This is a genomic window from Nocardia miyunensis NBRC 108239 (genome assembly GCF_001613065.1).
Classification (GTDB): domain Bacteria; phylum Actinomycetota; class Actinomycetes; order Mycobacteriales; family Mycobacteriaceae; genus Nocardia; species Nocardia miyunensis.
Genome location: NZ_BDBQ01000101.1, coordinates 24,561 through 36,796 on the forward strand (window position 1 = coordinate 24,561; position 12,236 = coordinate 36,796).

Annotated in this window: 12 protein-coding genes; 7 read left to right on the forward strand and 5 right to left on the reverse strand. The window is 68.9% G+C overall.

The window, feature by feature from the left end; all coding sequences use genetic code 11:
- The 6 genes from NM2_RS38775 to NM2_RS38795 all read left to right on the forward strand — a co-directional run bounded on the left by NM2_RS38775 (position 1) and on the right by NM2_RS38795 (position 7,615).
- Positions 1–1,650, forward strand: a complete 1,650-nt coding sequence (locus NM2_RS38775) for an MFS transporter (RefSeq protein WP_084532007.1) — start codon at positions 1–3, stop codon at positions 1,648–1,650.
- Entirely contained in the window at positions 1,647–1,859 is a 213-nt protein-coding gene (locus tag NM2_RS49760) for a hypothetical protein (protein ID WP_157121662.1), read from the forward strand. The genes NM2_RS38775 and NM2_RS49760 overlap by 4 nt, the downstream gene beginning before the upstream one ends.
- Complete coding sequence (locus tag NM2_RS38780; protein WP_067680226.1) at positions 1,856–3,670, forward strand: glycosyltransferase family protein; 1,815 nt, start codon at positions 1,856–1,858, stop codon at positions 3,668–3,670. Before NM2_RS49760 ends, NM2_RS38780 begins: the two co-directional genes overlap by 4 nt.
- Before the next feature lie 35 nt (positions 3,671–3,705).
- Positions 3,706–4,707: a glucosyl-3-phosphoglycerate synthase gene (locus NM2_RS38785; protein ID WP_084532008.1), complete on the forward strand. Its 1,002-nt coding sequence runs from the start codon at positions 3,706–3,708 to the stop codon at positions 4,705–4,707.
- Positions 4,708–4,933: 226 nt separating this feature from the next.
- Positions 4,934–6,223: a PucR family transcriptional regulator gene (locus NM2_RS38790; protein ID WP_157121664.1), complete on the forward strand. Its 1,290-nt coding sequence runs from the start codon at positions 4,934–4,936 to the stop codon at positions 6,221–6,223.
- A 63-nt stretch (positions 6,224–6,286) separates the two neighbouring features.
- Positions 6,287–7,615, forward strand: a complete 1,329-nt coding sequence (locus NM2_RS38795) for a class I SAM-dependent methyltransferase (RefSeq protein ID WP_067680232.1) — start codon at positions 6,287–6,289, stop codon at positions 7,613–7,615.
- Positions 7,616–7,691: 76 nt separating this feature from the next.
- Here NM2_RS38795 and NM2_RS38800 read toward each other — a convergent pair whose 3' ends face one another.
- From NM2_RS38800 to NM2_RS38815, 4 genes are all read right to left on the reverse strand, one after another.
- Positions 7,692–8,372 (reverse strand): CPBP family intramembrane glutamic endopeptidase, encoded by a 681-nt coding sequence (locus NM2_RS38800; protein ID WP_067680235.1) that lies wholly within the window; start codon positions 8,370–8,372, stop codon positions 7,692–7,694.
- A gap of 37 nt (positions 8,373–8,409) precedes the next feature.
- Positions 8,410–9,201, reverse strand: a complete 792-nt coding sequence (locus tag NM2_RS38805) for an SGNH/GDSL hydrolase family protein (RefSeq protein ID WP_067680238.1) — start codon at positions 9,199–9,201, stop codon at positions 8,410–8,412.
- A gap of 126 nt (positions 9,202–9,327) precedes the next feature.
- The gene (locus NM2_RS38810) at positions 9,328–9,984 is read right to left on the reverse strand and encodes a maleylpyruvate isomerase N-terminal domain-containing protein (protein ID WP_067680241.1); all 657 of its coding nucleotides are present in this window, start codon (positions 9,982–9,984) and stop codon (positions 9,328–9,330) included.
- Positions 9,985–10,078: 94 nt separating this feature from the next.
- On the reverse strand, positions 10,079–10,537 hold the full coding sequence (locus NM2_RS38815; RefSeq protein ID WP_067680243.1) for a hypothetical protein: 459 nt from the start codon (positions 10,535–10,537) through the stop codon (positions 10,079–10,081).
- Positions 10,538–10,897: 360 nt separating this feature from the next.
- Here NM2_RS38815 and NM2_RS38820 point away from each other — a divergent pair, with 360 nt between their 5' ends.
- Positions 10,898–11,314, forward strand: a complete 417-nt coding sequence (locus NM2_RS38820) for a nitroreductase family deazaflavin-dependent oxidoreductase (RefSeq protein ID WP_245718432.1) — start codon at positions 10,898–10,900, stop codon at positions 11,312–11,314.
- 263 nt (positions 11,315–11,577) lie between these two features.
- Here the strand turns inward: NM2_RS38820 and NM2_RS38825 are convergent, their stop codons facing one another.
- On the reverse strand, positions 11,578–12,186 hold the full coding sequence (locus NM2_RS38825) for a TetR/AcrR family transcriptional regulator (RefSeq protein ID WP_245718429.1): 609 nt from the start codon (positions 12,184–12,186) through the stop codon (positions 11,578–11,580).
- Positions 12,187–12,236 lie beyond the last annotated feature (50 nt).

Consider the following 12,236-nt stretch of genomic DNA (forward strand, 5'->3'; position numbering starts at 1 on the left):
GTGGCGATTCGGGGCATACCGATCCGGGCGGGCCGCGACATCGCGAATCCGCCCGCGTTCGATGGGCGTGCGTGGGCGGCACTGGCGGCCTGCCTCCTCGCGGTGTTCATGCAGATGCTGGACCTGACCATCGTCAACACCGCGCTTCCGGTCCTGGCTCGCGATCTGTCCGCCACCGGCTCGGTACAGCTGCTGGTCGTGACCGTCTACGGGGTCGCGTTCGCGTGCACGCTGCTGACCGCCTCCCGGCTGGGCGACCGGTTCGGGCGGCGACGGCTGTTCCTGATCGGCATGACGATCTTCACCGCTGCCTCGCTGGGCTGCGGAATATCCAGGGGCCCGATCGAACTGGTGGCCGGGCGAGTGGCTCAGGGAGTGGGCGGGGCGGCGGTGTCGGCGCAGACGATCGCCATCGTGGCCGCCGTGTTCCCGGTGCGGCGGCGACCGCTGGTCTTCGGCGTGTACGGTGCGGTCGCGGGGCTGGCGGGTCTGTCCGGGCCGCTGCTGGGCGGGCTGATCGTCGCGCTGAATCCTGGCGGACTGGGCTGGCGGTCGATCTTCCTGCTGAACCTGCCGCTGGGCCTGATCGCCCTGGCGCTCGCCGCCCGCTATCTGGACATCGGGCGGGCCGATCGACCCGGGCGGGTGGACGCGCTGGGGGCGGTGTTGTCGACGGTAGGTGTTGGCGCCGTGCTGTATCCGCTGTCCACGGGCCGTGATTCGGGGTGGCCGCCGAGCGCGGTGGGCCTGCTGGTGGCGGGCGTGGTGGTGCTGGCCGGGTTCGGCTGGCGGCAGCGCTGGGTGACGGTGCGCGGTGGGACGCCACTGATCTCCGCCGAGGTGTTCCGCGATCGCGGATTCGGCGTGGGATCTGTTCTGCTGCTGGTGTTCTACGGGCTTTTCGCGGCATTGCTGTTCACGGTGTCGATGACCGCGCAGACCGGTATGGGCTGGTCGGCGTGGCAGACCGCACGGCTGCTGCTGCCGTTCGCGCTGGGGGCGCTGCTGGCGGCGCTGACGTCTCCGATTCTCATGGTGCGCTTGGGTTCTCGGGCGTTGACCGCGGGTATCGGCCTGTTCGCGCTGGGGGTGGCCCAGATGGCGTTGACCGTGCATCCCGCCTCCGGCGGCGTGGACGCTCGCGCGCTGAGCGAGCCGGTTCTGCTGGCCGGGGCCGGGATGGGCTGGTTCGCCGCGCCGCTCCCGGCGGTCATGGTGGCCGGGCTGGGGGAGGGGCCGACGGGCAGTGCCTCGGGGCTCGCGCCGACCGTGCAGCAGCTCGGCAGCGCGCTCGGCGCGGCTGTGCTCGGCAGCGTGTTCTTCGCCCGCATCGCGGTGGGTTCCGGTGTCGATGGCGCGAAATCGCTTCTCGCGCAGCATCTGTCCGATCGCGGGCTGCCCCTCGGCGATCGGACGGAGACGGTCCGGCGCTTCGGTGACTGCGCGCATGCCGCCTTCGCCTCACCTTCGCATGTGCTGCCGGTACACGGCTGCGCGGGCGGCGGCCTCGACGCGACCGTGGCGTCCGCGGCCACCGCGCAGACGTTCCTACAGGCATGCGTGACGGTGCTGTGGATCGTCGCGGCGCTCGCTGGCGTGCTGACGGTACTCACGGTGGCGTTGCCGCGTCGACCGGGGGTGCGGTCGTGACTGCGATCTCCGGTCGTGCGGATCGAGGCGATCGAGTTGCCGTGGAACAGGATTCGGGCACTGCCGAAGTGCGGTTCGCGGCGCTGGCTGTTGCTGTGCCGACGTTCCTGCGGGCGTGCGTGACGGTGTTGTGGGTCGTCGCGGCGGTCGGGGGCGTGCTGTCTGTGCTCACGTTGGCGTTGCCGCGTCGGCCGAGGGTGCGCTCGTGACCGCGATCTCCGGCCGCGCGGATCTGATTGGCGTGGAACAGGATTCGGGCACTGTCGAGGATAGGTTCGCCACGCTGGCGGTCGCCGCCGTCGCGCTCGCCGTCGGGGTGATCCTGCTGGTGCGGTCAGGCCGCTACGGTTATTTCGGCGACGAGCTGTACTTCCTCGCGGCCGGGAATCATCTCGCACCGGGTTATGCCGATCAGGGGCCGCTGATTCCGCTGCTGGCTCGGGCGGCCTGGATGCTCGCACCGGGATCAGTTGTTGCACTGCGCATCCCATCGATCCTGGCCGCCGTCGCCGGGGTGCTGCTGGCCGGGGCGTTCGCCCGGGAGATGGGCGGAGGCCGCCGCGCGCAGGTACTTGCCGCCACGGCATATGCGACGTGTCCCTACCTGATCACGCAGGCCGCGACCCTGTCTACCTTCGCGCTGGACAGTGCCCTGAGTGCGGCCGCGCTGTGGCTGCTGGCCCGCTGGATTCGGCTGTCCGGCGAACGGGGTGGGACGAACTGCCCACCGCAGCCGATCGGAGCGTGCTCTACGTTGCGCCGGGATCGGCTGCTGGTGGCCGCCGCTGCCGTGATCGCGGTGGATCTCGAAGTGAAATTGCTGGTCGTGGTGTTGCTGGCCGGAATTCTCGCGGGGCTGGCGGTGGCCGGTCCGAGAGAGCTGTTGCGCCGGCCGACGCTGTGGTGGTGTGTGCCGGTCGTGGTGCTCACGGCGCTGCCCGGGATGCTGTGGCAGCAGCGGCACGGCTGGCCGCAACTGGGGATGGGTGCGGTGATCCGTGCCGAACAGCATGCCGCGACGGGTGGTGTGCTGGGCCTGCCGCTGCAATGGGCCGTGCTGACCGGGCTGCTCGGTGGCCTGCTGGCTCTACGCGGCTGGTGGGTTCTGCTGCGTCGCACCATGTTCCGTGACCATCGCTGGATCGGCATCGCCGCGATCGTGGAGGTCGTGTTCGTCATCGTCAGCGGCGGGCGGCCCTACTACGTCGCGGGGATGTTTCCGGCGCTGTTCGCCGCCGGTGCCGTGGCGATCCCGGGTGTGCGGCATCATGGGGAGCACGGAGCGGGTGCCGTTGCACCGCCGGGTGTTCGGGATCGCGTGGCGCGTATCGCCGGTGGCGGGACGGTAGCGAGTGTGCGGCATAGCGGGGAGAGCATCGCCAGTGGCGGGTCGATTCCTGATGTGCGGCATGGTGGGGAGCGTAACCCGGGTGCTGCCGCGAACTCGGGTGTGCGGCATCGCGTGATGCGCATCGCGGGGGCTGTGGTGGTCGCAGTGTCTGTCGCGGTCTCCCTGACGGTGGTGTCGGTGCTGCCGCTGTCGGTCACCCGGATCGATCGACCCGTGCGATCGCAGGCCGAATTATCGACGCGTATGCGGATATTCGGGACAACCGGCTGGTCGCGGCTCGTCACCGGCGTGGACGCCGCCTACCGCGCGCTACCGCCGGGTGAGCGCACCGGCGTCATCATCCTCACCCAGACCTATTGGCAGGCAGCGGCTTTCGACGAGCTCGGTCCGCCCGCCCACCCGCCGGTGTACAGCGCGGATCGCGGATACGCTTACTTCGGCAGGCCGCCGGATGCTGAGCGCACCGTGTTGTACGTCAGCACAGGTGCGTCGGAAGCATTGCCGCACACTGTGTTCGAAGTCGCCGAACCGGTCGCGCGGATCGACGACCCCCTCGGTTTTCCGGGCCTCGATCGCGGGGTGACGGTGTGGCGCTGCCGGCATCCCCGGCAGTCCTGGCCCGTGCTGTGGCCGCGCCTGACCACCCCCGTCCTGGATCCCGGACTCTGACCGCCGCCCGTGCGCCACCAGAAAGAAGCTGCCTGATGCCTGTCTCCCACACCGGTCCCGCCTGGTTCGATCGCCGCTGGTCCATTCCGGAACTCGTCGAGCGCAAACAGGGGCGCCGGGTGTCGGTGGTCCTGCCCGCGCTCGACGAGGAGGCCACGGTCGCCGGGGTGATCGCCTCGATCCGCCCGCTCGTGGGCGGGTTGGTGGACGAATTGCTCGTGATCGACTCGGGTTCCACCGACGGCACCATCGCGGCCGCCCGCAACGCCGGCGCGGCCGTGTACACCCGCGAGCATGCGTTCCCGCGGCTGCCGCCGCGTCCCGGCAAGGGGGAGGTGCTGTGGCGTTCGCTGGCGGTGGCGCGGGGTGATCTGATCGTGTTCGTCGATTCCGATCTGATCTCACCCAGTCCGATGTTCGTGCCGTCCCTGCTCGCACCGCTGCTCTTCGATGACGCTCTGCACCTGGTGAAGGGGTTCTACCGGCGGCCGCTGCGCACCGAGGGACGCACCGACGCCGACGGCGGCGGCCGGGTCACCCAGCTGGTCGCCCGGCCGCTGCTGGCGGCGCTGGCCCCCGAACTCGCCGAGATCGTGCAGCCGCTCGGCGGGGAGTACGCCGGCACCCGCGAACTGCTCACCGGCATCCCGTTCGCACCGGGTTACGGCGTCGAGATCGGTATCCTGCTGGACTGTTTCGCGCGATACGGCGTCGAGGCCATCGGGCAGGTGGACCTGGGCACCCGGCTGCATCGCAATCGCCCGAACGACCAATTGGCCGCGATGAGCCGCCAGGTCATCGCGACACTGCTGGACCGGCTCGGCCTCGAGGACTCCGGCGGCGGTCTGCCGCAATTCATTCCGCACGGTACCGGCTGGCGGCGAACGGTCACCGAACCCAGTTTCGCCGACCGGCCGCCGATGAGCCTGGCCATCGAGCCACCGGCCACCGCGGAGGCGGATTGGGCGTCGCCGAATTCGGTTACGGCTCACAATCAGACTCGAAGGTGGGCGGCCGTCGTTCGCGGCGCGAATTGACGCGGACGGTTACCCGATTAGTCGGTAATCGCCATTTATGGCCTCTACCAGCATATTCAATGACACTGAAGATCTCTGACGCACTTCGGTGGAAGTGCACAATGAGCGAGCCTCGCATTGTGTACTTCGAACATCCGTAATGTCCGGGGGGCTCGGTAAAGTCAGCACTCGGCAATGGAAATGAATCCTGCCGTCCTTTCCGCTCCCGAGCCGATGAGGAATTGTCATGACCCGCATGAGGACGAGCGCGATGTATTCGAACCGGGCGCCCGTGCGGAACGACCCGCAGCCGGTGCACCCGACCACACTCGTGCGGTCCGTGGTGGACGGCCTGGACCTGACGGCCGTCGCGGGCCGGATGGATCGGCGGCTCCGGGTGGATCTGACGGAACTCGTGCGGTGCAGCGTGCAGAGACTTACCGAGACGCCCACCGAAGGCGAAACCGAGCCGGTGTCCGATCGGATCGAATCGATCGCACGTCGCTGGGCCCAGCGGGATCTGCCGATCGAGATCCTGCATCGAGCGGTCCACGCGGCGGTCTCGGAGTCCCTGCAATGGTGGGCCCGCGGCGTCGCCTGGTCGGACGGGCGGATCGTACGCGCGGAGGGGTCCGGTCTGATCGATGTGCTGCGCGCCCTGTCGGCCGCGGTCGCCCGCGGATACACCGCCGAGGTCCGCGCGATGACCGCCGAGGGCCGCGTCGCCGCGGTGACGCTGGCCTCGGGTCTGCTGGCCGGACGCGCCGACGGCACCCGGGCCGCCGGATATGCTGCCGGGCAGGCGGATTCATATCTGGTCGTCGCCGTGGCGATCGGCGCGCATCCCCAGGAGAGCGATCCGCTGCTCGACGCCCGCGTGGTCGCCCGCCGCAAACTGCGCCGCATCCAGGCCGAACTCGCGACCGGTTGCCGCCCGCGCCCGCTGCCCCTGCTGAGCGTCGACGGCGGCACGATCCTGATTCCAGCCCAGGCATCGGGCGTCGATGCCGACTTCGCAACGGTCGAACAGTGGGTGAGCGAGCGGATCGATCGACTCGCACACGTCGCCGGTGCACCGGTCACCGCGACGTTCGTCGAGGCCGAACCGGCCGCGATCCCGCGGACCGCGGATCTGGCGCACGAATTACTGGATCTGGCAGTGCATCTGGGCCGTGGTCCGGGCCTGCACCGATTCCGGGATCTGGCCTGCGAATACCAGTTGTCGCGGCCGGGCCGGGCCAACCGGCGGATCCGGTCGGTCCTGGATCCGCTGCGCGGCGAGCCGACCCTGCTGGAGACCCTGCGCGCATTCCTCGGTTCGCCCGGAACCCAGGACGCGGTGGCCCGGCGGCTCGGCGTATCGGTCGGCACGCTGCGGCGGCGGCTCGGGCGTATCGAGGCGCTGACCGGACTGGATCCCGAGACCGCGGCGGATTCGTGGTATCTGCGCTCGAGTCTGGTCGCGCGCACCGTGAATGGCGAGAAGACCGGAACGAATGGCGAGAGAGCAGGGCCGTCACTGGACAAAGCGGGGTGAGTACTCCGGATTGACACCGAGTCGTTGTCATTCCCCCGTGCTATCGCGCGCCATAGTGAACTTATGGGCAACAGTGATGAGATGGCCAAGCAGGAATCCGTCGCCGACACACTTCGCCCGCTACTTCGCGCCGCCTTCGGGCTGGATCCGGGGGTGGCGTTCGAATTCTGGGACGGCAGTTCGATCCGGCCGGTGGGCGCGTCCCACGGCACTCTGCGGGTGCGTTCGAAGGAGGCGATCAGCCATTTGGTCTGGGCGCCCGGCCAACTGGGGCTGGGACGCGCATTCGTCTGCGGCGCAGCGGATCTCGACGGTGACATCTTCGAGATGATGCGGGCGCTGCGGTCCTCGGCCCCGCACACCCCGGGTGCGGGCATCGGCCTCGGGGTCGAGGCGACGTACAAGGCGATCGGCGCGGCGCGTCGGCTCGGCGCCCTGGGCCGTCCGCCCGAGCCGCCGCCGGAGGAGGTGCGTACCCGGATCGGCGGATTGCACACCCGTCGTCGTGACGCCGCCGCGATCAGCCATCACTACGATGTGGGCAACGACTTCTACAGTCTGATGCTCGGGCCGAGCATGACGTACTCGTGCGCGCGATTCGCCGGTGCCGGTGCGCAACCCGACGACACGATGTCCCTGGTGGACGCCCAGCGCGCCAAGCACGATCTGGTCTGCCGCAAACTGGGCCTGGACGCGACGCCCGGGACGCGCCTGCTGGACGTGGGCTGCGGCTGGGGTTCGATGGCCATCCACGCGGCCGCGACCTACAAGGCGCGCGTGGTCGGGGTGACGCTGAGCCACGAGCAGGCCGAACTCGCCCGCAAACGCGTTGCCATGGAAGGACTTTCCGATCTGGTCGAGATCCGGTTGTCGGACTACCGGGACCTGCGCGGCGAGCGGTTCGACGCGATCTCCTCGATCGGCATGTTCGAACACGTCGGCTCCAAGCGCGCCGCGGAGTACTTCACCACGATGCACACGCTGCTGCGGCCCGAGGGCCGTCTGCTCAACCACGCCATCTCCGCGATCGGCGGTTCGGTGATGACCAGCCGGTCGTTCGTCGGGCGATACGTGTTCCCGGACGGCGAGCTGATCGATGTCGGCAAGGTCGTTTTGGCCATGGAACGCGCCGGATTCGAGGTTCGCGATGTGGAGGGGCTGCGCGAGCACTACGCGCTGACCCTGCGTGGCTGGGTCGCCAATCTGGAACGGGAATGGGACCGGGCGGTCGAACTCGTCGGTGAGGGCCGTGCCCGGATCTGGCGGCTGTACATGGCGGCCTCGGCGCTGGGCTTCGAGGACGGCAGCCTGGGCCTGCATCAGGTGCTGGGCGTCGTTCCCGGCAGCGGGGGCGTTTCGGGGATGCCCGGCACCCGGCGCGCCTGGGGCTGAAAGCTGCGAACGTCGTGGTCGCCCGCGGACGGTCCGTGCCCTGAATCAGCAACGTCCGCAACGGTTTTCGATGCGCTCAGGCGGCTTCGAGGGCGGGGCGGGCGGCGGCCGGTGACACCGCGCCGTGATAGAAGTACCTGCCCAGGCCGATGGTGAAGATCAGCATCCCGTACAGCGAATGCTCCACCGAGGCGGTGAACAGCGACCGGCTGCGCAGGTAGCGCGTCGCGAACAGCCAGCCGCCCACACCGCTGGCCGCCACGGAGAACCAGTTGCCGAAGATGATGTGCACGTACCCGAACGCCGCCGCGCTCGCGGCGACCAGCCCCGGACCCTCGCCGAAAACCGGTGCGTACCGGTGGAACAGGAACGACCGGAACACCACTTCCTGCGGATACACGCTCAGCGCCGGGTACAGCACCATCACCGCGAGCCACAGCCAGGGATTGCGCCGGGGCAGATCGAACAGGTCCCCGCGGCGTAGCACGCTGGTCGCCGCGGTGAGCGCGAGGGCGTTCGCGCCCGCCGACACCGCCATCGAACCCGCCTGCTCGCCGAACGCCTCACTGCGCCACAGCGAATCACGATCGAAACCGGGGGAGCGCCGCAGATAGACCGTCGCCCCGGCGGCTAGCGCGAGCAGGGCCGGAATCGGCGGCTTACCGCGCAACAGCGCGTTGTAGGCGGTCGTGCCGCCGAAGAACAACGCGGCGTACTCGGCGGCCAGATAAGCCCGTCGCCATCGTCGAATTCTCATGAGCACACCGCCATTTCGCGAAAGTCGTCGCTCGTGTCTAGGTCACCGGAAGCAGTTCGGGACGCTTTGCCCCGAGCCGGTTGCCAGAGGAGACCCCGCGGATGCGGCGGCCCACCCAGGGGATGAGATGGCGTGTGGCCCAGCGTAGTTCGTCGGTGAACACGGCCGGGCGCGGGTGATTCGGATCGGGCGGCAGGGCGGTGCGCCAGGTGTCGTCCGCGCCCGGGAGTCCGAGACCGTCGGCGACCGCCCGGCTGACCAGTTCGTGGCCCAGCGGATTCAGGTGCAGCCGGTCGTCGGTCCACACCCGCCGATCGGTGGTGGCTGGTACGGGTTCGAAGTCGATCACGGTCACCCGATGCCGCGCGGCAACCGCGCGCAGGGCAATGTTCATCTCCCGGACGCGTCCGGACAGCGGCCGGACCATCGGGGCGACCGCGCCGATATCGGGAAAGGTGAAGGTGACCACCTGCGCGCCGATGGCGGCGAACGCCGCGAACATGCCCTCGATATCGGCCAGGACGGTGTCGCGGTTGTACCGCGGCCGCAGCAGATCGTTCATCCCGGCCACCACGGACACGAGATCGGGCTTCATCGCCAGGGCTGGTCCGAGCTGTTCCGCGCGGATCTGGGCCGCGCACCGGCCGCGAACGGCCAGGTTGGCGTAGTCGAGGCCCGAGTGCATGCGGGCGAGCACCTGCGCGAGGCGGTCCGCCCAGCCGAGTAGTCCGCCGCTGCCGTCGGGGTCCCCGACCCCCTCGGTCTGCGAATCGCCCAGTGCGACATAACGGGTGAACAGCGGTGTTCGAGAGGGACTCGACCTGGTCATGCTCGGCCTCCGGGATGGTTCGATGCGCGGGGCTCGGCGTCGAGCGATCCGGGTGTTCAGGGACGGGAACATTCAATAGATACACCAACCGGCACGAGCTGTCCCGCCGGTTCGTCGGCTGTTCACTCAGCCCAGGACGAAGGGTAGCTTTCCGGCCAGATCGCCCAGCTCGGCGCGCTCGTTGTCGCTGGCTGCGCGGCGTCCGGTGCCGATCAACAGGGCGTCCCGATCGGACAGTGCGGGCGGGAATGTCGCTCCGGTGATCTGCTCGAGCATCCGGCGCGCATGGGCCAGGCTGTCGGCGGGCGGCTCGGGTTCGCCGGGCAGCTGCGCGATCAGGTCGAGATGGTGCAGGGTCCACTCCAGGACGTAGGCGCCGAGATAGTCGGCGATGGTCAGGACCTCGCCGCGGGTGGCGACGCACTGGCCCGGATCGGCGAGTTCGGCCGCGCGGCCCGCCGCCGAACCGACGTCGTCGAAGTGGAGTTTGAGTAGTTGCGGCTCCCGGTAGGCCGCGGCCAGCCGGACGATCAGCGCGTCGAGCGGATCATCGCCGGTGGGCGTCGTCGTATCGATTTCCCAGTAGGACAGCGCGGTTCGCGTCGGTGCGGCATCGGCGGGGCTGACCAGCGTGATCAGGATGTCCTGTGCGCCGATGAGCAAGTGGCACACCAGATCTCGCACCAGCCATCCGGTGCATCCGGACGGCAGTGCGAAATCCTCGTCGTGCAGTTCGGCGACCGTGGCGCGCAGCGCCGACCACGAGCGTGAGAAGAGATCCACCGCCGCAAGCTAGCAGTCGGGGCGTGCGGTGGGACAGTTTCCGGATCCGGCGAACGGGACGTTCCGGCCGGGCCGTGGTGGTGAGCTGCGCGCGCTACGCCGAGCCGAGCGCGATGGCGGTGAAGATCAGGGTCACGAAGGCGATCGGCAAGAGGAACCCGAGCGCCGCGGGCCGCTGGAACAGCGGTTTGCCCGGATCCAGCGGGCGGCCCGGCATACCCGGGACCGGCGGTGCGAGCTTGGCGATGCTGTTGTAGGCGAACAGGTTGAACAGCATCGTCAGCGGATTGATGAACATCGACATCGGACCCCACCAGCCGAGCCAGACGCTCTCCACGGTCATGCGCCGATAGGTGGCCAGGCCGCAGTCGCGGCAGAACGGCCCCGACATTCGAAGGAACTGCATGAAAAGGATGAAGCCGCGATGTGCGCGGATGTCCACCGCGGCCGCCGGGGTCGCGCCGCAGTGCCTGCAGTAGAGCATCGGTTGGTGCTGTGGCATCATCGGCTGGACCTGTGGTGGAACACCGTGCAGCGCACCGGGATTCGTCATGTCGTTACCCCTACCCTCGAGCACGGCGAATCGCCGTGCTCGATCCGAAAGATTCTGTTCCGAAAGAAGCTGGGCGCGAATGTTACCGGGACGGCCACCGGGCTGTCAGCCTTATTTCCCAGTCGTGGTCGCGCGGCTCGCGATTCGGTGAAACCGGCTGGAGCGCAGAGGATTCGGAGTGCGCCGGATACGGTTGTCACGCACGGCCGAATGGAGGCGAATACTTGTGACCATACACGTGAGCGGATTATGTATGGTCGGGTGAGCCCGATCGACAGGACCGAAGGAACGCCCGTGACCGCAGCACCGCCGCGCCCGAAACAACTCGACTCCCCGATCCTGCCCAAGATCTTCAAGATCATGGGACGAGCCCAGGTCTGGATCTACCGACGCACCGGCGGTCGGATCGGCGGAAAGTGGCGTGTGGGAGCCGGTTTCCGCAAACCGGTGCCGACTCTGCTGCTCGAGCATCGAGGCCGCAAGTCCGGTGCTGTCTACACCACGCCGCTGCTCTACATCACCGACGGCACGGACACGATCATCGTCGCGTCGCAGGGCGGCCGGGCCACCCATCCGCAGTGGTACCACAATCTGCGCGCGAATCCGGACACACACATCCAGATCGGCCGCGACCGGCATGCCGTGCACGCCGTCGTCGCGGACGCGGGTCAGCGCAGCCGTCTGTGGCCGTCGCTGGTGGACGCCTACGCCGACTTCGACACCTATCAGTCCTGGACCGAACGCGAGATCCCGGTGCTCATCCTGCAACCTCGCTGAACAGGGTGCGGCTGATCCTGGCCGCCATTGAGGGTGCGGCACCGCAATCGGCCCCGATGCGGTGATCCGATCGGCCCGTCCGGTTCGCGTCGGAGCGCACGATTATGCGCAGCAAGATCGCGAAACCGGTGTCCGCATGGACCGCGCGGGGCGTCACCTGTCTCGGCGTGCCGGTGGCTCATCGGCGCGCGGATCTACTCCGGCTGGCGAGTTGTTTCGCGCGATTTGAATCAGGCCGCGCCACAGAATGATTCGTTGTGAGTTCAGCGTGGCCCGATGAGCGCGATCGCGGTTTCGACCGCGACGTCGATGATTTCGGAGACGTCGCCGCCCGCCTCGACGGTGGAGGCGATGAGTTCGCGGTAGCCGCCGTAGAGGATCGTCGCCATCGCTCGCGAGGGCGGGTGCAGTTCGGCCGACTGGAATTGCGGTGTGGCGGTGAGGTTTCGGATCAGCGTGACGAACGCCTCGCCGGTCGAGCGATGCAATTCGCGGGCATCGTCGCCGAGGGCGGGGATATCGCGAATCCACGCCAGGGTGATGGACGGGTCGTGCTGGGAGGCGGCGATCCACGCTTCGATCGCTTGGCGCACCTGCGCCCGCCAGGGAGCCGAGGGATCGACCGCCTCGTAGATCTGCCGGATCGTATCCCTGTTGCGTTCGGTCAGCAGCTCGATGAAACAGTCCTGCTTACTGCTGAAATGTTCGTAGAAGGTGCGGCGCGAGGTGCGGGCCCCGCGAACCACGTCGGCGACGGTGGCCTCCCGGTAGCCGTGCGCGCGCACCGCCTCGGCCATACCGTCGAGCAGGCGTCGCCGGAATCCGGACTCGGCCGCGGCGGCGGGGCCGGATGCGGGCTGGGCGCGGGTCACCGTATCGAGAGTAGTGGGCCCGTACGCATGCGACCGCATCCGCCGTCCGC